Here is a 24,156-nt window from a genome sequence, read left to right on the forward strand (position 1 = left end):
AAAAGCTTTGATTACTAAATTACAAAAATGAAGAAAGCGAATATTCTATTAATTCTAATGGCATTCCTGGTTTCCTGTGCAGGAGAGAAAGAGGTAGTGAAAACCAGAATGACTTCCAGTGTTGATATGGTCAATCCATTAATGGGAACCGATTCGGAACACGCACTTTCCAACGGTAACACTTACCCTGCAATTGCAGTGCCTTGGGGAATGAACTTTTGGACACCCCAAACCGGCAATATGGGAAATGGTTGGACCTATGCTTATGATGCAAAAAAAATACGAGGCATTAAGCAAACTCATCAACCAAGTCCGTGGATTAACGATTATGCAGCATTTTCTTTCATGGCTGTAACAGGAGATCTAAAGTTTAACGAAGATGAGCGTGCCTCCTGGTTCTCGCACAAAGCTGAAGATGCAAAACCATATGCTTATGAAGTGTACCTGGCCGATTATGATGTGAAAACAGAGGTAACACCAACAGAGCGTGCTGCCATGTTTCGTTTTACATTTCCTGAAAACGACAATTCATACATCCTCTTGGATGCTTACAACGAAGGTTCGGAGGTGAAAATTATTCCTGAAGAACGCAAAATTATTGGTTACTGCAGAAATAATAGTGGTGGTGTGCCAGAGAATTTCCACAATTATTTTGTAGCCGAATTCGATAAGGATTTTGAAATTGTTCACACCTGGAACGGTGATCAGTTAAACCAAAAATCGAAAAGTGCAACAGGCGAGCATGTTGGCGCTGTTATCGGATTTAAAACCAAAAAGGGAGAACAGGTGCATGTAAAAGTGGCATCATCTTTCATCAGTAAAGAGCAAGCTCAACTGAACCTTTCAAGAGAAATTGGAAATAAAGATTACAATCAGATTAAAAAAGAAGCAAAACTGGCCTGGGAAAAGGAGTTTGCAAGAATTAAAGTAGAAGGTGGAACCGATGATCAATTGGAAACATTTTACTCTTGCTTGTACAGAGTTTTACTATTCCCTCGCAAGTTTTATGAACTAAACGATAAAAATGAAGTAATTCATTACAGTCCTTACAATGGAGAGATACTGCCCGGCTACATGTTTACAGATAATGGCTTTTGGGATACGTTCCGGGCGGTATTTCCATTTTTTACAGTCATGTATCCTGAATTGAATTCTCAAATCATGGAAGGCCTTGTAAATACCTACAAAGAAAGTGGATGGTTGCCAGAATGGGCAAGTCCGGGACACCGTGGCTGTATGATTGGTTCAAATTCGGCATCATTAATTGCTGATGCTTACCTAAAAGGGATCAAAGGATACGATATCGAAACCCTTTATGAAGCCATCATTAAAAATACCAATGGCTATAACAAAGCGGTAACATCGGTAGGTAGATATGGTGCAGAATATTACAACAAGTTAGGCTATGTGCCTTACAATGTTGGTATTCATGAAAATACAGCAAGAACATTAGAGTACGCTTACGCTGATTTTTGTGTATGGAAACTGGCCCAGGAATTAGGCCGTCCGCAAGAAGAAATCGACTTGTTTGCAAAAAGAGCTCAGAACTTTAAGAATGTTTTCGATAAGGAAAGCGGATTGATGCGAGGTAAAAATGAAGATGGAAGCTTCCAATCGCCTTTCAACCCTTTAAAATGGGGCGATGCATTTACAGAAGGAAACAGCCTGCATTACACATGGTCTGTATTCCAGGATATCAATGGCTTAATCGATTTAATGGGTGGGGAAGATCAGTTCATCTCAACTTTGGACGGTGTATTTGAAATGCCACCTGAATTTGATGATTCTTACTATGGATTTACCATACATGAAATACGTGAAATGCAAATTGTGAATATGGGTAATTATGCGCATGGTAATCAGCCAATTCAGCATATGATTTACCTGTACAATTATGCAGGTCAGCCATGGAAAACCCAAAGCCGTGTTCGCGAAGTAATGGATCAGCTCTATACTCCACAAGCCGATGGCTACTGCGGCGACGAAGACAATGGACAAACTTCAGCCTGGTATGTGTTCAGTTCTATGGGATTCTATCCAGTATGTCCGGGAACCGATGAATATGTCTTGGGTTCTCCAATTTTCGATAAAGTAACATTACAGCTCGAAAATGGAAAAGAGTTTGTCATTTCGAGCACAGGAAACTCTAAGGAAAATGTATTTGTAAAAGATGTAAGCTTAAATGGTAAAACATACAATTTCAACTACATTAAACATGGCGACATTCAAAAAGGAGGGGAATTGAATTTTGAAATGTCGGCTCATCCTAATATAGAGCGAGGCAGCAAAGCCGAAGCATATCCATACTCAATGAGTAAATAAAGAATTAGAAATAATATTTCTGATATGATTAGTGAAATAAAAGGGTAGTAGCGAAAGGCTTGCAATTTATGAATTGTGAGCCTTTGCTTTATAAAATATTCGAAATTGAGAATGGAGAGAATACAAAATTAATTATTACGCAACCTTATCATTTAGAAAGTAAAAACTATTGAGAATTGCTTTCTAAACTCAACAAATAAAACTCAACCAAAATGAAAAGAAGAACTTTTTTAAGAAATTCATTGCTTTTTACAGGTGGCTTAAGCCTAATTGGAACAAAGGGATTTGCCATTAGTAAGGATTTAAAATATATATCGAACAGGCCAGAAGCCAATCAAAGAAATTTTGTTAGCAAGGCGGTTGACCGAAAAATTAAGGAGGTGAAAAAAGCCATTGCCAATGAAGAGTTGGCATGGATGTTTGAAAATTGCTTCCCAAATACATTAGATACAACAGTTAGCTATTCTGAAGAAAATGGCAAACCCGATTCTTTCGTAATTACCGGCGATATACATGCCATGTGGTTAAGGGATTCTACGGCGCAGGTATGGCCTTATTTGCCTTTGGTTAATGATGATGAGCAGCTTCAAAAACTGTTTCGTGGCCTAATTAACCGACAAAGCAAATGCATCAATATCGATCCTTATGCCAATGCCTTTAACAAAGGAGCAGAAGGCTCGCACTGGGAAAGCGATTTAACCGATATGAAACCCGAATTGCACGAACGCAAATGGGAAATCGATTCGCTTTGCTATGCCATTCGATTGGCCTATCATTATTGGAAGAAAACAGGAGATACCTCATGTTTCGATTCCGACTGGAGAAATGCCATGAATTTGGTGGTGAGAACCTTTAAAGAGCAGCAAAGAAAAGAGGATCAGGGTCCATATAGGTTTGCCAGGAACACCAGTAAACCAACAGATACATTACCTGGAAATGGTTATGGAAACCCTATCAAACCAGTTGGACTGATTGTTTCTTCTTTTCGTCCATCAGACGATGCAACCATTCTGCCGTTCTTAATACCTTCCAATTTTTTCGCAGTGGTATCCTTACAACAATTGAATGAGATTTTGAACCACCTGAATATTGAAAAAGGCCTGGCAAATTCGGCTATGGAAATGGCTAAGGAAGTGGAAGCGGCACTTGTAAAATATGCAAGTTCAAATCATTTAAATCAAGGCGAAACTTTGGCCTTTGAAGTCGATGGTTTCGGCAACCAAATGTATATGGATGATGCAAATATTCCGAGCTTACTTTCCCTTCCATATTTAGGGGCTTTGGATGCAAAATCATCCCTATATCAGAATACAAGAAAGTTTATTTTGAGCGAAAATAACCCTTGGTACTTCAAAGGAGAATATGCCGAAGGAATTGGCGGTCCGCATGTAGGAGTTAATATGATTTGGCCAATGAGTATCATCATGCAGGCCATGACTTCCGATCAGGACAAAGAGATTGAGAACTGTCTGGAAACTTTAATACGAACCCATGCCGGTACCGGTTTTATGCACGAAACATTCCATAAAGATGATCCTAAAAACTTTACCCGATCGTGGTTTGCATGGGCCAATACTTTGTTTGGCGAGCTGATATTGAAAATTTACAAGGAACGACCACATTTATTAAAGCAGGTGTAGTATGAAATCGTATTTCCTAAAAGTTTGCCTGATAATTGGTTGTGTCCTATCTGTTTTTGCAGCTATGGCTCAAGCACAAAAGGGTGATGAGTGGAATATTATCGCTAATGACTATTCTAACTACACAGGAATTTCAATTGCTAATGGTCGCATTGGGATTGTTCCTTCCGAACAGCCTGGTAAAGCCAAATCCATTATTCTAAATCATGTTTTCGATAAGGAATCAAAAAATGGAGTGAGTAAGGTTTTACTGGGAATTAACTTTGCCAATTTAGAAATTCTAATTAATGGCGATACGCTTAACACCGACAACTGCAGCAATTGGAAGCAAATTTTGAATATGAAAGAGGCTGCTTTTGTTACTTCATGCAGGTTTAAGGATGATGTGGATTTTAGCTTTAGCTATTATGCCTTGAGAGGAATGCCTTATTGCGGAATGATAGATGTAAAGGCGCATCCATTAAAAAACAATATCAAGATACAGGTAGGCGGACAAATCATTTGTCCGGCAGCGTATAAAAATATTGATTCAGGTTTTCGAGTATTGAAAGATTTAGATGCCAGGATGCCTATTTTGCAAACTGTGGCACGCAGTCCTTTCGGCAAGCACCAATTGGCAACCAGCGCTTCCTTTATTTTTGATGATGAAACACCCGATTTAAGACACCAGGTTCTAGATTCTCTTCATCATCAGTTGATGTTTAGTAAGAATTTGCAGAAAGGCGAAGACTTCCAATTTGCCTGGACAGGTGCAGTATGTACTTCGCAGGATTTTTCTGACCCTAAAAGTGAATCGGAGCGAATGGTAATCTATCAGTTGCTGGGCAATAAACAAGTTGTAATTAATCGCCATAAGCAGTTGTGGAATAAATTATGGCAAGGCGATATTGTGATTGAAGGTGATCTGGAATCGCAACAAGATGTTCGTTTGGCGCTCTACCATTTGTATGCTTTTGCCAGGGATGATTCCAATTTAAGCATCGCACCAATGGGCTTGTCGGCTCAAGGCTACAATGGTCATGTATTCTGGGATACAGAACTCTGGATGTTTCCACCTCTTCTTGTTTTCAATCAAAGCATAGCAGAATCTTTACTGAATTATCGATTTGACCGCTTGGAAGCAGCCAAAAGAAAAGCTCAAAATTATGGTTTCGATGGTGCAATGTTTCCCTGGGAATCGGATGAAACAGGCGAGGAAGCTACACCAACCTGGGCTTTAACAGGAACTTTCGAACATCATATAACTGCAGATATTGGAATTGCTTTTTGGAACTACTATCGTGTAACCGGCGACAAACAATGGCTTGCAAATAAAGGATATCCTTTATTGAAGGAAGTAGCCGATTTTTGGGTGAGCAGGGCGATGAAAAATAAGGATGGATCTTACTCCATCAACAATGTGGTTGGAGCTAACGAATTCTATCATCACGCCAATGATAATGCTTTTACAAATGCTTCGGCAAAAACTGTTCTGAACTATGCTGTGAATGCGGCAAATAGTTTGGGAAAGACTTCAAATCCTTCATGGAAAGAAGTTGCCAATGGTTTATTGTTTCATTATAACAATGATGGAGTGAGAATGGAAAACCGCGAATACAAAGGCGAAATCATTAAACAGGCTGATGTCAATTTATTGGCTTATCCTTTGGAAATTGTAACAGATTTTGAAGACATTCGCAAAGACCTCGAGTATTATGAACCCAGAATGGCTCCAGAAGGACCAGCAATGTCTCACTCCATATTATCGGTGCTCTATTCACGAATGGGAGAATCGGATAAAGCTTACCAATTATTTAAGAGAGCTTATGTGCCCAATAAACGAGCTCCATTTGGTGCTTTATCGGAGTCGGCATTTAGCAACAACCCTTACTTTGCAACGGGAGCAGGTGGGATGCTACAGGCAGTAATTTTTGGATTTGGAGGTTTGCATATCTCCGAGAAGGGAATAGAACAAAAAAAACCGTGCCTGCCAAAGCAATGGAAAAAATTAACAATTAAAGGCGTAGGTCCTGAATTAAAAACATTTGAAGTAAAATAAACTTATGAAAAGAGTATTATTTGCACTTGCAATTTCAATATTTATTTGTGCATGTACCACAAGCAATCAAGTTGGATTAAAATCACCTTCCGGTGATATTGCTTTCGAACTGAAAATCGATAAAAAAGGTCAAATGCATTATTCCCTTTTGTTGGAAAACAAAGAAGTAATCGCATCGTCAAAATTGGGAATGCGCTTGCAAAACGATTCCTCATTTACCAATGGATTGCGCATTGTGGATATCAAGAAAGGAAGTAAAAATGAAGTGTGGAAACCCGTTTGGGGACCAAACGAAAGTATCAGAGAACACTACAATGAATTGATTCTTTCCATGAGAAATCATGAAAATAAAAAGTTGAACCTGTATGTGCGTTTGTTTGATGATGGATTAGGTTTTAGATATGAAATTCCGAAGCAAGATGGGATAGACAGTATTCATATCATGAAAGAATTGACAGAGTTTAATTTCGTGAATAATGGAACGGCCTGGACCATACCTGCCAATTACGAGAGTTACGAAATGCTGTACAGAACAACCACAATTGATCAGGTAAAAGATGCCAATACTCCAGCCACTTTTAAAACAAATAATGGCAATTATTTCAGCATTCATGAAGCGAATCTTACGAATTTTGCGGGTATGACATTGATAAATTCTGGAGGAACAAATTTCCAGGCAAATCTTGTGCCCTGGCCCGATGGTGTAAAGGTAAGAGCAAAGGGTAGTGTCAAATCACCATGGAGAACAATTACCATAAGCAAATCGGCAGCCGGTTTGGTAGAATCGAATATCATTCAAAATTTAAACGAGCCATGTGTGCTCGAAAATACATCATGGATTGAACCCCTAAAATATATTGGAATTTGGTGGGGAATGCACCTGGGTGTTGAAACCTGGACCATGGGGCCAAAGCATGGAGCCACAACCGAAAATATGAAGAAGTATATCGATTTTGCTACAGAGAATGGTGTGCATGCTGTTTTGGCTGAAGGTTGGAATACAGGTTGGGAAAATTGGGGTAAAGCACGTGCTTTCGATCAGCAAACCCCTTATGCCGATTTCGATTTTGATGAAATTGTACGTTATGCAAAAGCTAAAAAGGTTGAACTCGTAGGACATCATGAAACCGGTGGCGATTACATTTTTTATGAAGAGTGTATGGAGGATGCTTTTGCCAAATTGCATGATAATGGCATTAGAATCCTAAAAACGGGTTATGCAGGTCCTATTCCGAATGGTCATTTCCATCATGGGCAAAAAATGGTACAGCATTATAGAAAAGTGGTCGAAACTGCAGCTAAATATCAATTAATGATTGATGCGCATGAACCCATCAAGGCAACAGGAATTAGCCGTACTTATCCAAATATGATGACCCGTGAAGGAGCGCGGGGAATGGAGTGGAACGGATGGAGTGAAGGAAACCCTCCGGAACATCATGTAATATTACCATTTACAAGATGTTTGGGCGGACCGATTGATTATACGCCTGGAACATTTGATATTTTGTACAAAAACAGGAAAGATTACACAAAATGGAACAGCAACGACAAAGGAAACAGCCGGGTAAACACTACAATTGCCAAGCAGTTGGCTTTGTGGGTTTGTTTGTATAGCCCTTTGCAAATGGCATCCGACCTGGTGAGCAATTATGAAGGTCAGCCAGCATTCAAATTTTTCGAAATGCTACCTGCCGATTTTGATGAATCAAAAGTACTGGCTGCAGAAATTGGAGATGTATATTCGGTCGCACGTCGCAAAAATAAGAGTTGGTATATCGGTAGCATTACCGATGAAAACAGACGAAATCTTGAGATAAAATTGTCCTTTTTGGAAGATGGTAAAAAGTATATGGCAAGTATTTTTGAGGATGGTGAGCATGCAAATCTTGAAAATAATCCTACCGATATTAAAATTCGTAATGTGCAGGTCGATTCAAAAAGTGTACTGCATGTAAAAATGATAGAGAGTGGAGGTCAGGCAGTTGCAATTGTCCCAATAGTCGATTAATTTACCTTTTCGATTGATTAATGATTCATCTGGCAGATTAATCTCAATATTAATCTTCATTTAATCAGGAAAAGTTTAATTTGAACAAAGATTAGAAATTAGTGAACCGATCGGGAAATGCTTGGCTGGCTACCATCCCGTTCGGTATTATTTTTAAACCCACGATTACAATAAAACCTAAATAATGAAGCGCTTTATAGGAATTTCCACGCTACTGTTTTTATGCTTAAGTGGCTTTGCCCAATTTACCGAATACGTAAATCCATTTATAGGAACTACAAATTTTGGAACCACAAATCCAGGTGCAGTTGTACCACGAGGAATGGTTTCTGTTACTCCATTTAATGTTTCCGGATCGGATATCAATAAATACGATAAAGATGCACGTTGGTGGTCTACACCATACTCGTGGGATAACTCTTACCTTACCGGATTTTCGCATGTGAACCTAAGTGGAGTGGGTTGTCCTGAATTGGGCGTTATTTTACTAATGCCTACTACAGGAAAAGTGAATGCAGATCACAAGCAGTATGGTTCGCTTATGAAGAATCAGGAGGCAAATCCTGGTTATTATGCTACCAGGCTTGAAAAGTACAATATTAAGACCGAGTTGAGTTCTACAAAACGAACAGGCATTAGTCGATATACATTTCCTAAAGGGCAGTCGAATATACTGTTGAATTTGGGTTTGGGTTTAAGCAACGAGCTTGGCGCCAAAGTAAGAATTGTAAACAACAAGGAGATTGAAGGCTCAAGAATGACCGGAACTTTCTGTTACAACGAAGGTTCGGAACGCCCAGTGTATTTTGTGGCCCGCTTCAGTAAAGCAGCTAAGAATTTCGGAGTTTGGAAAAATATGCCTGAATTGGAAGCGGAAGCCGCCTGGAGTAAAACATCGGGTAAATACAAATACTATGAAGGCTTTACCCGTGAAATGTTTGGCAACGAAATTGGGACATACTTTACTTTCGATACACAGGAGAATGAAGAAATTATTGTAGAAGTTGGCGTATCCTATGTGAGTATCGAAAATGCCCGATTGAACTTGGATACAGAGAGCAATGATTTCGATTTCGAGAAAACAAGGCTTGCTGCTCAAAAGGACTGGAACGATATCCTCGGAAGAGTGAATGTTGAAGGAGGAACAAAGGATCAGAAAACCATTTTTTACACTGCTTTGTATCACACCCAAATTCATCCCAATATCATTAACGATGTAAATGGGCAATATCCGCAAATGGAATCTTTCGAAATTGGTGAAACGGCCGATTGCAATCGCTACACCGTATTTTCACTTTGGGATACGTATCGCAATTTTCACCCTTTAATGGCACTGCTTTATCCACAGGAACAATTGGATATGGTACGCTCTATGGTAGACATGTACAAGGAAAGCGGGTGGTTACCAAAATGGGAGTTGAACTCAAAAGAAACACATGTTATGGAAGGCGATCCTTCTATTCCTGTAATTGTGGATTCTTACTTGCGTGGTTTAACCGATTTTGATGTGGAGGCTGCCTACGAGGCAATGTATAAATCGGCTACCATCGAAGGAGCAAAAAATAAGTTGCGCCCAGATATCGATCACTACCTGGCCGAAGGTTATGTGCCTATCGAGGAAGAGTTTGATAATTCGGTTTCGCATGCTCTGGAATATTATATTGCCGATTGGAACCTTGCTCAGTTTGCAAAAGCTTTGGGTAAAAAGGCCGATTATCAGAAGTTTTTGAATCAATCCTTGGGCTATAAAAATTACTATTCAAAAGAGTTTGGAGTCTTAAGACCTAAACTTGCCGATGGTACCTTCTTAAAGAATTTCGATCCTAAACAAGGCGAAAACTTCGAACCATGTCCTGGCTTTCATGAAGGAACATCATGGCAATATACCTTTTGTGTACCTCACGATATTAAGGGCTTAACCAAATTAATGGGTGGCAAAAAGAAGTTTGTTAACAAGCTGCAAAAGGTCTTCGACGAGGATTTGTACGATATGGCCAACGAGCCTGATATCCATTATCCATTCTTGTTCAATTATTTTAAAGGTGAAGAGTGGAGAACTCAAAAAGAAGTTCGCCGTCTGGTTGATAAATACTATAAAAACGCTCCTGATGGAATTCCGGGTAACGATGACTGCGGAACGCTATCGGCCTGGATTGTGTACAGTATGATGGGGATGTATCCTGTTTGCCCTGGTGATACAGATTATGCACTAACATCGCCGGTTTTCGATAAAATTACCATTGAACTGAACCAGGAATTCTATCCTGCAAAGAAATTAGAAATCATTTCGAAGAAGTCAAGTGACAATGATATTTATATCCATAGCATTAAACGAAATGGAGCCAATCATTCAGGCTACTTTATCAATCATTCCGATTTGGTAAAAGGTGGAAGCATCGAATTTGAATTAAAATCAAGCAAGTAAAAACTAACTCAGAATATAATGAATCTATCAGTACTCGACATATCCATCATTATCGGATACATCATTCTAACCATTGCAATTGGTTACATGTTGTCGGCCAAGGCATCAAAAAACTTATCCAACTATTTTTTGGGCGGAAATAAAATTCCTTGGTATATGCTTGGGGTTTCAAATGCATCGGGAATGTTCGATATTACAGGAACCATGTGGACAGTAACCATTTTGTTTGTATATGGTTTAAAATCGGTCTGGATTCCTTGGTTGTGGCCGGTTTGGAACCAGATTTTCTTGATGATGTTTCTGGCCATCTGGCTTCGCCGATCCAATGTAATGACCGGTGCAGAGTGGTTAAAAACAAGATTTGGTGATGATAAAGGTTCACAATTATCCCACCTCATTGTGGTATTGTTTGCCATTGTAAGTGTTATCGGTTTTATCACCTACGGATTTGTTGGAGTTGGCAAGTTTGCACAAACATTTTTCCCCTGGAACTTGCAAAGTCACTTTTTAGGAATTACCATTAGCTCCGAAAATATGTATGCCATTATCATTATGGGTGTAACTACACTTTACGTGATAAAAGGGGGAATGTATTCGGTAGTTTTTACAGAGGTTTTGCAGTTTGTAATCATGACCATTGCCTGTATCATGGTTGGTGTAATTGCCATGTCATTGGTAAGTCCTGAACAAATTTCGGCAGCAATCCCTCCAGGTTGGAAAGATGTTTTCTTTGGCTGGAACCTCGATTTGAACTGGGACAACTTAATACCTGCTGTGAACAACAAAATTGAAACCGATGGCTATTCTTTGTTCTCGGTATTGATGATGATGATGCTATTTAAAGGAGTACTGGTTAGTATTGCTGGTCCGGTTCCAAGTTACGATATGCAGAGAATCCTGTCTACAGAAACACCAAAAGATGCTGCAAAAATGAGTGGAATTGTTTCTCTTGTACTCTTTGTGCCAAGATATTTAATGATTACAGGTTTGGCTGTACTAGCCTTGGTTTACCTGGCTCCTGAATTCAATAAAATGGGAGACAATATCGACTTTGAAATGGTATTGCCTTACGCATTGAACAATTTTATCCCGGTTGGAGCAAAAGGACTTTTACTTGCAGGTTTGGTTGCGGCTTTCATGTCTACTTTTGCTGCCAATGTAAATGCAGGACCGGCTTATATCGTGAACGATATCTATAAAAAGTTTATCAATCCGAATGCATCGCAAAAAAAGTACATTAGAATGTCTTACCTGGCTTCTTTTGCAGTGGTTGCTGTTGGTATCTTCTTCGGATTTTTTGCCGAAAGTATCGATACCGTAATGAAATGGCTGGTAGGTGCATTGTTTGGAGGTTATACGGCTTCGAATTTATTAAAATGGATTTGGTGGAGATTTAACGGATACGGTTACTTCTTTGGGATGCTGGCAGGCTTGGTTGCTTCTTTAATTGCTCCATTGGTATTCCCAGAAGTATCACCTATTTATGCTTTCCCATTTATCTTCTTGTTTGCTTTTGCATCTTCTATTATTGGAAGTTTACTTACCAAACCAGAACCAGATGAGGTACTCATAAAATTTTACGATAGTGTAAGACCATGGGGATTCTGGAAACCTGTTTACCTAAAACTGAAAGAACAAAAACCAGAAGCGAAACCAAATACCGATTTTTGGAGAGATATGATGAATTGTACCATTGGAACAGGTTGGCAGATGATGCTGGTATTAATTCCGATTTACCTGGTAATTGGTGAATTTATGTCGCTAACCTGGGTAATTGTACTGTTTGCAGTGTCGAGTGTGGTACTCTACTTTAGCTGGTACAAAAAACTGAAAGATTACCCAGAGGATTACAAGTGTGAAGTAAAAAAAGAGGAAGAGCAAGAAATTAAAGAAACTGAATTAGCCTAATAGTAAATCAAAATGAATCATAAAATGAATATGCCGTGGGAAGAGCGTCCGGAAGGATGTTCAGATGTGATGTGGAGATACTCTCAAAATCCGGTGATTGGAAGATATGATATTCCTTCATCAAACAGTATTTTTAACAGTGCTGTTGTACCATTCAAAGATGGATTTGCGGGTGTTTTCCGTTGCGATAACAAAGCGGTACAAATGAATATTTTTGCAGGTTTCAGTAAAGATGGTATCAATTGGGAGATCAATCATGAACCCATTGAGATGATTGCCGGAAATACTGAGATGATTGAATCGGACTATAAGTACGATCCGCGAGTTTGCTGGATAGAGGACCGATATTGGATTACCTGGTGCAATGGGTATCACGGACCAACCATTGGTATTGCCTATACTTTCGATTTTAAGACCTTTCATCAGTGCGAGAATGCCTTTCTTCCTTTTAATAGAAACGGCGTTTTATTTCCAGAAAAAATCGACGGTAAGTATGCCATGTTAAGTCGTCCGAGCGATAATGGGCACACACCTTTCGGTGATATTTACATCTCATACAGCCCTGATATGAAATACTGGGGAGAGCACCGTTGTGTAATGAAGGTGGCCGATTTTACCGATAGCGCATGGCAGTGTACTAAAATTGGAGCGGGTTCGGTACCAATTAGAACCCAAGAAGGTTGGCTGATGTTCTATCATGGAGTAATTAATACCTGTAATGGGTTCCGTTACTCAATGGGAGCGGCTTTGCTCGATTTGGAAAATCCTGATCAAGTATTGTATCGTTCTAAGCCATACTTATTGGCTCCTGCGGCTCCTTACGAATTGGCTGGCGATGTACCCAATGTTGTATTTCCTTGTGCAGCATTATGCGAAGACAATAAAGTGGCTGTTTACTATGGTGCAGCCGATACTGTGGTAGGAATGGCCTTTGGTTATGTAAATGAAATTATCGAATTCCTAAAAGAGAATTCATTATAAGAAATTGGTTAGCCGCATTCTTTCGGAAATACCAATACATAGATTAGTTTAGCAATAAAAGAGGGTGAGACCATTTGGTTTCATCCTTTTTGTTTGAATAAAGTATCATATGGTTTCAGGGAGTTGATAAACGCTCATCAATACAATTTATTCTCCAAATCTTCTGGTTTTGCTTGATTAATTTTCTCTTGGAGATTTTTACTGAGATGTTCATGCTGCACGATTTTATCCTGAAGGAGATTAATTTCCAATAACAAGCTATTGACCTTGTCATTCAACCTTTTTCTCATATCTTCATCTTTTTCAATTTTATTGAAAAATGGTAGGCTGAGGATTTTGCCTTTTAGGTTTTCATATGCTTCTGTTTTTTTTCTTAAATCATTTCTAAGATTTCGATTCGACTTTGTCAGTCGATATAAGGTTGATTTTTGTTTGTCGATTTTCCGAATTAGCTCTTTGTTTCTTTTAAGTAATTTTTCATGTTTTTGATCTCTCTTTTTATCTCTGTTAATCTCATTGTGTAAATTGGTATTAAGAATTTGCATTGCTGCATTTTTATTTTCAGCAACTGTTAGCTTACTCTTTAAATCTTCAAGCATTTGATTTTGTTGCTTTGTATCAAATTGTAATTGATCGGTGTTTTTGGATTTAGGGCTTAAGGTATCCACAAACTGTAGTTTTACCTTCACATACTCTTTTCCATCAATCCATAAGCTTTCTCCTTTTTTTATGTTTTTGTAATGGACAGATTTTTTCACTCTTATTTTTGAAATCCAGGATTTTATTTTGCTGTACAACACGTTCATAATTATTTTGTTATGCAAGATTTAAGCTGTGTCTTTTCGATACTGTAATTGTTCTTTATTCTTTGATTACCGACATAATCTCTGTTCCATTATCTCTATTTACTTTTGATATCAATTCCATACTTTCACCATTGCAGCCGTTTATAAAGAAGGCTCCCTTACCAATAAAAGGAGCCTTCCGAGCTTGAGTAAACCTAATAATTCGAAAGTGTATTTACTTTCTCCTCATGCAAATAAAATTAATGCTAGCTGTTCAATGACCTTTGCTATACCATCTGCTAGGCCTTGCTTAAAACTTTCCGTTCTTGTTCGCCATTTTGGCAGGGATTTCCTGTATTACATCCCAGTGTTCTACAATTTTCTCATTTTTTAATCTAAATAAATCATAGTAAGCATGCGGTTTTCCATACCATTCACCTTCACTCATTACAAGTACAAAGTTTCCTTCACCCAGGATTTTAAATATTTTCTTGTAAACAAACATGTTGTTTTGTGAAATCAGATACTCAATGGCTTCATTCAAGCCAAGTAGTCCATCTTTTACCAAAGGGTTGTGCTGATCGTACTGTTCTGAACTGATGTAATCAACAATTTTTTCAGGAGCTTTACCGAACAAAACGTCATCCATAAAGTTTTTAACGATTTTTTTGTTGATATCAGTTTTGTCCAGATCCTCAACTTTTGTAGGTCCATCAACTTGTGAACGACCACTGGCGGTTTTTGCAACCACTGGTGTAATGTTATCCCAATGTTCAGCTACTTTCCCATCTTCCATTCTCCAAACATCAAATGTTACAATTTCTTTGGCTCCAAAAGCTTCGGCATTGTGATAAGAGTTGTGGAAAACAATGTAGTCGCCATCTTGTAGCAATCTATGATTTGTGTAGGTGGTATTGGCTTCCTTCAGGACGGGAGCAAGTTGCAGTACTGGTTCTATGCCGGTTGCAACAAAAGGATTGTGCTGAATGTAATCAGCTTTAAAATATTGTTTTATTTCTTCGGTGCTATAATCTTTAAATAGCGCATTCTGTGCTTTTAAGGCAATGGATTTTAGATCTTTCATATCGTTCATGGATTTATCAGGATTGTTTTTTTTCTGATTGTTTTGGTTGTTGCAAGCAATAAAAATGGTAAAACTCAAAGCCAGGATCATTAATTTTTTCATATGATACATAGATTTATTGATTAAAAATTGTGGTTAACAGTGTAGAGAAAGGGAAAATGTTGTTCGCCTTGCTTTACAATAATGATATCGACATTGAATTTTCAAAAAATATATGGTAAATCCTCCTGATATCGACAAACGATATGTGGTTATCGACAAACCCATATTGGTTATCGACTTATGATTTTGTGCTTTCAAAAAATGATAAAACAAAAGGATGAAACCATATGGTCGCATCCTTTTGTTTGTGATTGGTGATTGAAATCAACTCAGTAAGTTATTATAAATTGGGTTTTATGCTTCTTATCCAAAAATGAAAAATGAAAAGGCGGTTACAGAAAATGGGAGACTTACCAGCATCAGAATAAAGAAGTTTTTTGTATTGGAAGGTTGATTTTCTTCACGATACTTAGGATTCTCGTCCTTCATCTTCTTTTTAATATAGGCAGTGATTTTATCATCGGCCATTGTTCTCTTTTGAGAGTGTGAAGGCAAGAAGCAGATTTTCTTTGTATCACCCGATTTTTGATCGAAATATTTAATGGTCATGAACATTGGACCGGCCAGGTCGTATTTCGAAACACTTTCAATATCTGAGTAGGGAATTAGTTTTCTTTCGCGTCCTTTTATTATGATTCCAGAATCGGAAGTGGAGATAATTTTTAATCGGAAAGGCATTTGCGCATAAATCAATAAAAACCAAATGAAAACTACTGCAAAGGCATTTTTAAAGTTATCTGGTGCTTCGCCTACAAAGTTGTTTGCCAGGAAAGAAGCGCCAAATCCAAAAATAAATAATAATGGAAAGAAATACTTAAAGAAAAGGGTTTGGTTAGAGCTGTTGTACATAGGCTTGAAATAATAAGGGTTTAAGGTTTTTACAAGATACGTTTAAAAATTATATTGTAAAAGAAAAGAGACTTCCCAATTGGAAAGCCTCTTCACTAATATAATTATGAAAGAATTATTTCACTGTTTTCTTTTTTTCTTCGTACCCATCGTTGTGTACCATACTCACTGCACGTCCCGATGGATCGGCATTGTTCTGGAACGCTTCGTCCCAGGCCAAGGCTTCGGCTGTACTACATGCAATTGAAGGAATTGAAGGAACACAAGCAGCGGCTGTATCAGAAGCAAAATGTTCGGCAAAAATTGCCCTGTAATAATACTCCTCTTTCGACATTGGAGGATTTACCGGGAAACGATAGGAAGCATTTGCTAATTGCTCATCGCTAATTTCATTTTCTGCTATATTACGCAAGGTGTCAATCCAATTGTAACCTACACCATCAGAGAATTGCTCCTTTTGTCTCCATGCCACTTCCTCAGGCAAATAGTCTTCAAATGCTTTACGGATCACCCATTTCTCCATTTTTCCATCTTTCGCCATCTTATCTTCCGGGTTGATTCGCATGGCAATATCAAGGAATTCCTTATCGAGGAACGGAACACGACTTTCAACTCCCCACGAGGCCATTGACTTATTGGAACGCAAGCAATCGAACAAATGTAGTTTGCTTAACTTACGAAGGGTTTCGGTGTGAAATTCTTTTGCATTTGGAGCCTTATGGAAATACAGATATCCACCAAACATCTCATCAGCACCTTCGCCCGAAAGTACCATTTTAATTCCCATCGATTTAATTACTCGAGCCATCATGTACATTGGAGTAGAAGCACGAACGGTGGTTACGTCGTAAGTCTCCAAATGATAGATTACATCACGAACGGCATCCAATCCTTCTTGCACGGTAAAGGTAATCTCGTGATGAACTGTTCCAATATGATCCGCCACTTTACGAGAAGCTGCCAAATCAGGCGATCCTTCCAATCCAATTGCGAAAGAGTGCAGCTGCGGATACCAAGCATCTTGTTGATCTCCTGATTCTACACGCTTGGAAGCATATTTTTTGGCAATGGCAGAAATCACTGATGAATCTAATCCTCCAGAAAGAAGCACACCATAAGGCACATCAGACATTAGCTGGCGGTGAACCGCATCTTCTAATCCTTTGCGAAGAGCTGCCATGTCGGTTTCATTGTCTTTTACGTTTTCATAGTCCATCCAGTCACGCTGGTACCATTCTTTAATCTCACCATCTTTGCTGTACAAGAATTTGCCTGGCAAGAATTCTTCAATTTTGTTACAGTAGCCTTCTAAGGCTTTCAATTCCGAAGCCACATAATAGTTTCCATGCTGATCCCAACCCTGGTACAATGGAATAATTCCCATATGGTCGCGTCCCACAAGGTAACAGTCATTCTCCTTATCGTATAGGGCAAAGGCAAAAATTCCATTCAAATCGTCAATAAAATCGATTCCTTTCTGCTTGTACAATGCCAATATTACTTCACAATCAGATTTGGTCAAGAACTCATAGGATCCGTTCATCTGATTTCGTATGTCCATATGATTATAGATTTCACCATTAACAGCCAAGACCAGATTACCGTCTTTGCTGTAAAGGGGTTGTCCTCCTGATTGAGGATCTACAATCGATAGTCTCTCGTGCGATAAAATCGCTTTTTCACCACAGAATATACCTGACCAATCCGGACCTCTGTGACGAATTTTCTTGGACATTTCCAGTACCTGAGGGCGCAATTCCTGTGCATCCACCTTCAGGTCGAATACTGCTACGAATCCACACATAAAAATTTGATTTAATAGTTACTTAAAAGTCGTCAAATTGGGATTTGACGACTGGTTAATTTTGATATACATTTTGAAAATACGATTTTATTTTCAGAATGCCTTGTAAAATCAATACGTTATCGTTTGCAACTATGTAAAATTTTATATTATACCCTTTTTTGAGGTGTGTGGCCTCATAAAAAACACTTTTCTAATTTACCTTTTACAATCAAAAAAAGGACACTGTAAATAGTGTCCTTTTCTTTTAATTCTTTTTCATTTCGTTATCCAAAAAAACTTTCAGATTATCGATATCGAGTCGCTTGGCAATGATTTTTTTGTCTTTATCGAGTAGGTACATGGTGGGTGTGCTGTACACATCGTAATAGATTCTAAAATTGGTTTGAAATTCAGGATCATAACAGTTGATAAAGTCATAAATGTCGTAATCGTGAATGGCATCTTCCCACATTTCTTTCTGATCTTGTGTACAAACCGCAAACACTTTCAAGCCTTTCTCTCTGTACTGATCGAGTATTTCAGATTTTAACCTTGGTGTGACTTTCTTGCAGTGGCCACAATCGGGTTCCCAAAAATAGAGAACCGTGAATGGTGCATCTACTTCGTGTAAGCGCACAAATTCTCCTTCTGGCGTTTGCATGAGTAAATCCTTCGATTCCATTCCAATGAGATTGAACTGGGTTTTAATTACTCTCTCGCGAATGTTTGCCATTAAGGTGGAATCGGCCCAGCTTGCCTGACCACTTAAGTAGTATTTTTTTGCCAGCTTCACAAAAGCTGCATCCATTCCCATCACTTTGCTTTTTACAGCATAGTTTAATGCATACTGGGTTAAATACTGAAAAAAGATAGAATCAGGTCGTGCCTGTTCAATAAGTTTTACCGATTCTTTCACAATGGTATCAGGACTCTGCACCAATATCTTTTCGTAGAAGAAATCGAGCTTTTTCTTTAAAATTGGAGTGCGCAAGTACCTGTTATCAGTAAGGTTAACATGGTCGAAATAATGATTTTTATTGTAGAGGTACGACTTTTTTTGTATTACTTTCTCTCTGTCGGGTGTATTGGCCGGAATCTCATTTTTAAAATCAGGAATTTTAGGAGATAGGGTAAAGCTGGCGAATTTGTGCACAAAAGAGTTCTCTGGAAATTCTGATGCAAGCTTGCTAATATAAGCTCTAACCTCTACATCTGTATTTTTGAATTCTTTTTTGAATTTTTCTTTCTCAGCTTCGTTGTTTGACTTTTTGAAAGCCTCCTGAATTTTCTTTGATTTTACATTTTGAGATTTCATGAAATTCTGGAAAGCATGAAAGGCTTTGCTTTCTTTCGATCCTGTTATATTAATACTGCCAATAAAATCTTTTGGATCTGCCGTTATAGAGAATTCCTGGTCTTCACCTATCAGTAAATCAAAATATTTCTGACTAGGCAGATAAATCACATAAATTCCCTGGTCGAGCACTTTATCCTTTGAAAAACTTCCCTGGCCATTAACCAGGCTGGTGGTATCATCGGCAAAAATTTTACCATCGAAATAGTGAGCCAGGTAGGCTGTTGAATCCTTACAGTTTAACAACTGAACAGAGATGTTGTATTTTTGTGCATGGATATTTGTGAATGTAAATGTGCAGAAAATCAGCACATAGAGAGATAAAAATTTTAGTTTCATGTGTCAATAACTATTGATAGGTATAAGTCAGCGAAAATTACAAAATTTTTCTGCTGAAGGATCATATTTAAATGTTAAAAAGTTTAACGAATATCTAACAAAAAGGTTTGGAGTAATTTAAAGTATTGACGAAGTAGAATGGCTAGCTTCCTTTGTATCCATGTAACTTTTTGATACAAAAGAAAGCCTGCCAGATTTCTCTGGCAGGTTAAGGTTTGTTAAACTAGCGTTGAAGCTAGTGAGCAATCGGTTCTTTTTTTAGAATACAATTCCAAATTTCTTCTTCCTTTAGTTTTTTTGTACAGAAAAACCAATCGTAGCAGGTCAGATCTTCCTCTGCATTTTCCATTCTGTCTTTGGCAACACCACATGAACCTGCAGGAGGCACAATTACATCCTCTCCAGGTTTCCAATCGGCAGGTGTGGCAACCGAAAATTTATCGGCAGTTTGCAAGGCCACAAGCACGCGGTAAATTTCTTCAAAATTTCGCCCAAGACTCAAAGGGTAGTAAATAATGGTGCGTATGATGCCGTGCGGATCGATAAAGAATACAGCCCTTACCGCTTTGGTGCTGTCTTCTCCTGGTTGAACCATGCCATATTTATTGGCAACATCCATTTTAATATCTTCAATAAGAGGAAATTGAACTTCAATATCTTTCATGCCTTTGTATTCAATTTTTTCTTTTATGGTTCTAAGCCAGGCTATGTGGCTGTATAAACCATCAACCGAAAGGCCAACCAGATCGCAATTCACCTGGTTAAATTGGTTTTCCATTTTGGCAAAAGTCATAAACTCTGAGGTACAAACAGGAGTGAAATCGGCTGGATGGCTAAAAAGGATCACCCATCTTCCACGATAATCATTCGGAAAGTGAATATCACCCTGTGTGGTAATGGCTCTAAATTCCGGAGCTTTATCTCCGATTCGAGGCATGTTAACTGCCTTAAGATCGTTGTGTTGGTCCATGGTTTAAAGTTTTGATGTTTATTGATTTATTAGATGATTTTACAAGAGAATGGCCGTTTTGTTTAATTATTTTGGCAACAGCCTGTCAGTGGTCAGGGAGTACAGATTCAAACAGGTATCTGCCGAAGTATATTAAAGTTACTTCATAGATACTGCGATGTCAATAGTAAGATACCTGTAAACACCTAATTTTAAATGAGTTTTAATTAATATGAAGGGTGGGGAGAGACCTATTTTTTCACTTTAACCGGATCTATTTCAAGCCATTTCATAGCTTCTTCTTCGGTGTAGAATACCTTTGCATTTTGAATTCTTACCTGAATCTCGAATAGCATAGCCATAGGAGTGTCGTAGCTGTGGCTCACAAGAATTGCACATTTATTCAGAATCGGACTGTACTTTTCGTACTCGTCGATATAGTCATCTAAATCTTTAATATTGAGCAGAACTTTTGCCCTGGTAAAATCAGAAATTACATTATAGGATTCATCAAAAAGTTCATCCTCTCGGGTGCTAAGCGTATGCTGAATCAAATCGTTCCACTTGAAATATCCATAGTAGAATTCTTTAATCAGATTTAGTTCGGGAATGATTTCGTATTTGAACTTCATATCTTAGGCTTTTAATTAAAGATATAAAGATCAATCCTTTCAAGCAAAAAAGTTTTACCTATGATTTGATTCCAAGTTCAGATGATTTTGCTTTTTCGTTTCTGTAGGTGAATAGTGTCTGCTTAGCCATTTGCTCAAACCATCCATGCCCGGGAACAACACTCTTTCGTTGATGTTTACCTGGTCAAGTTTATCTCGTATTTCCCATTTCATTTCGGCTGGAATCCTGATTCTAAAATACAATTCAGGCTTATCCATTAACCATGAATTTAAAACGGAGGTAGAATGAGACATGAATGTAAAAATGGCATATTGGTTCACAATTCTATCATCTAAAGATGGAGGTTCGAAGGCAACCACAAAATCAGATTCTTCTTTCGAAAGTTCTTTTAAATCGCGATACAATTCATGAAGCATCTCTATGGTGAAGCTGTTTGATCCTACCTGGTTCAGCTTGGTATGAAGTTTCTCTGGCAAATAGTTTTTTAGGTTCTCATAGTTCAGGGCCCATATTACACCATCTTTATGATATTTTTCGATTTCGGCTGTTGCAAAATGCAGTGCCACGTAGGGTGAATAGGTCCAATCCAGGAGTCGCGTAGGCAAACCATGATGCTGCGCCAGTGCAAGCCATTCCCAATCCGATTTGTTGTTGATATCAGGACGGAAGGAATATTTTTTAAAGTTACGTAACAGGTGAAACTCTAACTCCTCATACGGACCTCTCAGACGAATCAAAGAGGTTTTCAATTGGTAATCAAACTTTGATAAGCCCCTGTAGATATAGGGAGAACGTGTCCTGTTTATTCTTTCGTTAAACGAATCGGTAAAAAGCACTTCCTGTAATTCTGACCACGAAGTTGGGATGATTTCTTTTTTGAGTTGCATGAGACAAGGCTTAGATGTTCGTACATCTAAAATTGCAAATAAAAAAGAAGAATTGAGTAAACAAAGTTTTAAATTTTTAAAATTGGTGGGGTATTCCGTAGCTTATGATTCAGTTGTAAGTAATGTATGTAGTAATTAAATCATAAAGAATACCCCTTATAGCTTATTTCAATTTGTATTTACAGGAAGACAGAAACCTTAGCGTAACCGCCATTCCTATAAGTAAAAACAAACTCTTTTTCATTTTGTTTGCATTTTCATTGATATTGTTAGTGATGATGGTGACCATTATGCATTTGTTTAGGCATTTCCTGAATCAATGTATCGGTAACTTCACCACAATGAAGCATCACATCTCCGAAATAAGGATTCATGATCTTATCTTCCAAACTTAACCAATAAGCTCCTGTATCATTGTCGGCCATCGGACAATATTGTATGTAAATCTTAGAGTCGATGGTACTTAAGGCTTTCATACTCACAATTAACCCTTCGTTAAATGGTTTAAAAGCTTTTCTTTGTAGCTCCATATCTTCATTGTTGGTCATATCAGTAAGGTGCCTGTGCAACAAGTCGTATTTTTCTTTCCAAAATTTTAATGCTCTTCCTTTCAGATTTACCTCCGAAGGATTCATTTTCAGTAAAGTTTTCATGAGTGATTTGGCAGCCCGATTGCTTTCTACGTCTTTGGTTTCAACCATGATATCTTTCAGATTCATGTAGGATGTTATCAGTGCATTTAATTTATTGGCAAAAGATTCACTTACATGTGCTTGTAATTTTGGAGTACCTGGTTTACTTCCAGGCTGGTTCATCATGCTGTATTTGTTGTTCAGCTGGGCAGCAGCATCTACCGTAAAGGTTCCCTTGCTAACCACCTCTTCGCCCTCATCAATTCCATCCAAAACGATATAGGAATCACCCAAAGATTCTCCCAACTCAACATCTCGCATTTCGAAACCTCCATCTACTTTTACATAGGCAATGGAACGTTTCCCGGTCCACATAATTGCCGATTTTGGAAGAATTAACTCATTGCCATCCTGCTTAATATCAGCATAAACAATACCTGTGGCAAACATCTCTGGCTTTAGTTTATAATCGGGGTTGTCGATTTCTGTTCTTACTTTTAAAATCCTCGTTTTCGGATCAATTACCGGATCGATATAGCTTATTTTAGTGTGGAAAACCTCGGATGGTAAGGCTGCTACTGAATATTCAACTTCATCACCTTTCTGAATAAATGGTAAATCTTTTTCGTAAGCATCAAAAACGAGCCATACCTTTTTTAAATCAGCAATCTCGAACAGAATGCTTCCGGCTTTTACATAGGCTCCTTCGGCTACATTTCTTTGAAGTACATAACCAGACACATCGGCTTTGATATCAAACGATTCCATGATTTTACCAGTACTTTTAATCTTATCGATTTCCTGATCTGTTAACTTCCAGAATTTCAATTTTTGCTCTGCGGCTTTTAGTAATTCAGGATATTTATCACTGGTTTTGACGGCCTGTAGCAATTCTTGCTGTGCACTGATCAGTTTTGGTGCGTAAACACTAGCCAGTGTTTGCCCTTTCTTGATCTTTTCGCCTTCGAAGTTCACAAATAGTTTTTCAATTCTTCCATCGAAATGTATGGCTTGAGAGCCCATTCTTCTCTCATCGGTAAGCACTTTCCCATTCAGTAGAATTTCCTTGCTGATTTTGCCTTTTTCAGCCCGTACAGTTTCTACATTGGCAAGTTTGATTGCATCGGCATTCATTTCGATTACAGCAGGAGAAGAACTGCCACCGGTTTTGTCCAGGGGAATTAAATCCATTCCGCAAATTGGGCAATCTCCTTCTTTTGGCTGTTGAATTTGAGGATGCATCGAACAGGTCCATGTACTGGCTTCAGCCTCATTCACGGTTTCTCCATGTTGATGCCCTTCATGAGAATGAGTACTCTCGCTTTTACCACCAAATAGTAACCAGCCCAATAATAATCCGACCAACAAAACAATTAACTTTTGTTGCCAGTTGCTTGTTATATATTCTAATAATTTTTTCATTCTTTCTCT

16 protein-coding genes are annotated in these 24,156 nt (G+C 38.3%); 7 read left to right on the top strand and 9 right to left on the bottom strand.

Annotated features, from left to right (window positions below; all coding sequences use genetic code 11):
- Window positions 1-27: 27 nt before the first annotated feature.
- From ELS83_RS13365 to ELS83_RS13395, 7 genes are all read left to right on the top strand, one after another.
- Window positions 28-2,322, top strand: coding sequence for a GH92 family glycosyl hydrolase (locus tag ELS83_RS13365; protein WP_171596058.1), 2,295 nt, complete (start codon window positions 28-30; stop codon window positions 2,320-2,322).
- 212 nt (window positions 2,323-2,534) lie between these two features.
- Window positions 2,535-3,962 carry a glycoside hydrolase family 125 protein gene (locus ELS83_RS13370; protein ID WP_171596059.1) on the top strand — a complete coding sequence of 476 codons (1,428 nt, stop codon included), beginning with the start codon at window positions 2,535-2,537 and terminating at the stop codon, window positions 3,960-3,962.
- 1 nt (window position 3,963) lies between these two features.
- Entirely contained in the window at window positions 3,964-6,000 is a 2,037-nt protein-coding gene (locus ELS83_RS13375) for a kojibiose hydrolase (RefSeq protein ID WP_171596060.1), read from the top strand.
- Between the two features lie 4 nt (window positions 6,001-6,004).
- Window positions 6,005-8,011, top strand: coding sequence for a glycoside hydrolase family 97 protein (locus ELS83_RS13380; protein WP_171596061.1), 2,007 nt, complete (start codon window positions 6,005-6,007; stop codon window positions 8,009-8,011).
- Between the two features lie 184 nt (window positions 8,012-8,195).
- Window positions 8,196-10,436, top strand: coding sequence for a GH92 family glycosyl hydrolase (locus tag ELS83_RS13385; RefSeq protein ID WP_171596062.1), 2,241 nt, complete (start codon window positions 8,196-8,198; stop codon window positions 10,434-10,436).
- Between the two features lie 18 nt (window positions 10,437-10,454).
- The gene (locus ELS83_RS13390; protein WP_171596063.1) at window positions 10,455-12,344 is read left to right on the top strand and encodes a sodium:solute symporter family protein; all 1,890 of its coding nucleotides are present in this window, start codon (window positions 10,455-10,457) and stop codon (window positions 12,342-12,344) included.
- Window positions 12,345-12,356: 12 nt separating this feature from the next.
- Window positions 12,357-13,325: a glycoside hydrolase family 130 protein gene (locus ELS83_RS13395; protein WP_171596064.1), complete on the top strand. Its 969-nt coding sequence runs from the start codon at window positions 12,357-12,359 to the stop codon at window positions 13,323-13,325.
- Window positions 13,326-13,462: 137 nt separating this feature from the next.
- Here the strand turns inward: ELS83_RS13395 and ELS83_RS13400 are convergent, their stop codons facing one another.
- The 9 genes from ELS83_RS13400 to ELS83_RS13440 all read right to left on the bottom strand — a co-directional run bounded on the left by ELS83_RS13400 (window position 13,463) and on the right by ELS83_RS13440 (window position 24,147).
- Entirely contained in the window at window positions 13,463-14,125 is a 663-nt protein-coding gene (locus ELS83_RS13400; protein WP_171596065.1) for a hypothetical protein, read from the bottom strand.
- A 295-nt stretch (window positions 14,126-14,420) separates the two neighbouring features.
- Complete coding sequence (locus tag ELS83_RS13405; RefSeq protein WP_216616553.1) at window positions 14,421-15,296, bottom strand: nuclear transport factor 2 family protein; 876 nt, start codon at window positions 15,294-15,296, stop codon at window positions 14,421-14,423.
- Between the two features lie 303 nt (window positions 15,297-15,599).
- The gene (locus tag ELS83_RS13410) at window positions 15,600-16,145 is read right to left on the bottom strand and encodes a hypothetical protein (protein ID WP_171596067.1); all 546 of its coding nucleotides are present in this window, start codon (window positions 16,143-16,145) and stop codon (window positions 15,600-15,602) included.
- Window positions 16,146-16,260: 115 nt separating this feature from the next.
- Window positions 16,261-17,949, bottom strand: a complete 1,689-nt coding sequence (asnB, locus tag ELS83_RS13415; protein WP_171596068.1) for an asparagine synthase B — start codon at window positions 17,947-17,949, stop codon at window positions 16,261-16,263.
- Between the two features lie 247 nt (window positions 17,950-18,196).
- On the bottom strand, window positions 18,197-19,624 hold the full coding sequence (locus tag ELS83_RS13420; protein ID WP_171596069.1) for a TlpA family protein disulfide reductase: 1,428 nt from the start codon (window positions 19,622-19,624) through the stop codon (window positions 18,197-18,199).
- Between the two features lie 235 nt (window positions 19,625-19,859).
- Window positions 19,860-20,594, bottom strand: a complete 735-nt coding sequence (locus ELS83_RS13425; protein ID WP_171596070.1) for a peroxiredoxin — start codon at window positions 20,592-20,594, stop codon at window positions 19,860-19,862.
- Window positions 20,595-20,824: 230 nt separating this feature from the next.
- A complete protein-coding gene (locus tag ELS83_RS13430) occupies window positions 20,825-21,205 on the bottom strand; it encodes a hypothetical protein (protein WP_171596071.1) in 381 nt (126 codons plus the stop codon).
- A gap of 54 nt (window positions 21,206-21,259) precedes the next feature.
- Entirely contained in the window at window positions 21,260-22,093 is an 834-nt protein-coding gene (locus tag ELS83_RS13435; protein WP_171596072.1) for an FRG domain-containing protein, read from the bottom strand.
- Window positions 22,094-22,362: 269 nt separating this feature from the next.
- Entirely contained in the window at window positions 22,363-24,147 is a 1,785-nt protein-coding gene (locus tag ELS83_RS13440; RefSeq protein ID WP_171596073.1) for an efflux RND transporter periplasmic adaptor subunit, read from the bottom strand.
- Window positions 24,148-24,156 lie beyond the last annotated feature (9 nt).

This window comes from Marinifilum caeruleilacunae (assembly GCF_013141825.1).
GTDB classification, from domain to species: Bacteria; Bacteroidota; Bacteroidia; order Bacteroidales; family Marinifilaceae; genus Marinifilum; species Marinifilum caeruleilacunae.

Excerpts from the sequence above, each read along its gene's own strand:
- ELS83_RS13425 (WP_171596070.1), bottom strand. The coding sequence starts at position 20,594 with ATGGACCAACACAACGATCTTAAGGCAGTTAACATGCCTCGAATCGGA.
- asnB (WP_171596068.1), bottom strand. The coding sequence starts at position 17,949 with ATGTGTGGATTCGTAGCAGTATTCGACCTGAAGGTGGATGCACAGGAA.
- ELS83_RS13435 (WP_171596072.1), bottom strand. The coding sequence starts at position 22,093 with ATGCAACTCAAAAAAGAAATCATCCCAACTTCGTGGTCAGAATTACAG.
- ELS83_RS13390 (WP_171596063.1), top strand. The coding sequence starts at position 10,455 with ATGAATCTATCAGTACTCGACATATCCATCATTATCGGATACATCATT.
- ELS83_RS13385 (WP_171596062.1), top strand. The coding sequence starts at position 8,196 with ATGAAGCGCTTTATAGGAATTTCCACGCTACTGTTTTTATGCTTAAGT.
- ELS83_RS13365 (WP_171596058.1), top strand. The coding sequence starts at position 28 with ATGAAGAAAGCGAATATTCTATTAATTCTAATGGCATTCCTGGTTTCC.
- ELS83_RS13420 (WP_171596069.1), bottom strand. The coding sequence starts at position 19,624 with ATGAAACTAAAATTTTTATCTCTCTATGTGCTGATTTTCTGCACATTT.
- ELS83_RS13370 (WP_171596059.1), top strand. The coding sequence starts at position 2,535 with ATGAAAAGAAGAACTTTTTTAAGAAATTCATTGCTTTTTACAGGTGGC.
- ELS83_RS13430 (WP_171596071.1), bottom strand. The coding sequence starts at position 21,205 with ATGAAGTTCAAATACGAAATCATTCCCGAACTAAATCTGATTAAAGAA.
- ELS83_RS13395 (WP_171596064.1), top strand. The coding sequence starts at position 12,357 with ATGAATCATAAAATGAATATGCCGTGGGAAGAGCGTCCGGAAGGATGT.
- ELS83_RS13375 (WP_171596060.1), top strand. The coding sequence starts at position 3,964 with ATGAAATCGTATTTCCTAAAAGTTTGCCTGATAATTGGTTGTGTCCTA.
- ELS83_RS13440 (WP_171596073.1), bottom strand. The coding sequence starts at position 24,147 with ATGAAAAAATTATTAGAATATATAACAAGCAACTGGCAACAAAAGTTA.
- ELS83_RS13380 (WP_171596061.1), top strand. The coding sequence starts at position 6,005 with ATGAAAAGAGTATTATTTGCACTTGCAATTTCAATATTTATTTGTGCA.
- ELS83_RS13405 (WP_216616553.1), bottom strand. The coding sequence starts at position 15,296 with ATGAAAAAATTAATGATCCTGGCTTTGAGTTTTACCATTTTTATTGCT.
- ELS83_RS13410 (WP_171596067.1), bottom strand. The coding sequence starts at position 16,145 with ATGTACAACAGCTCTAACCAAACCCTTTTCTTTAAGTATTTCTTTCCA.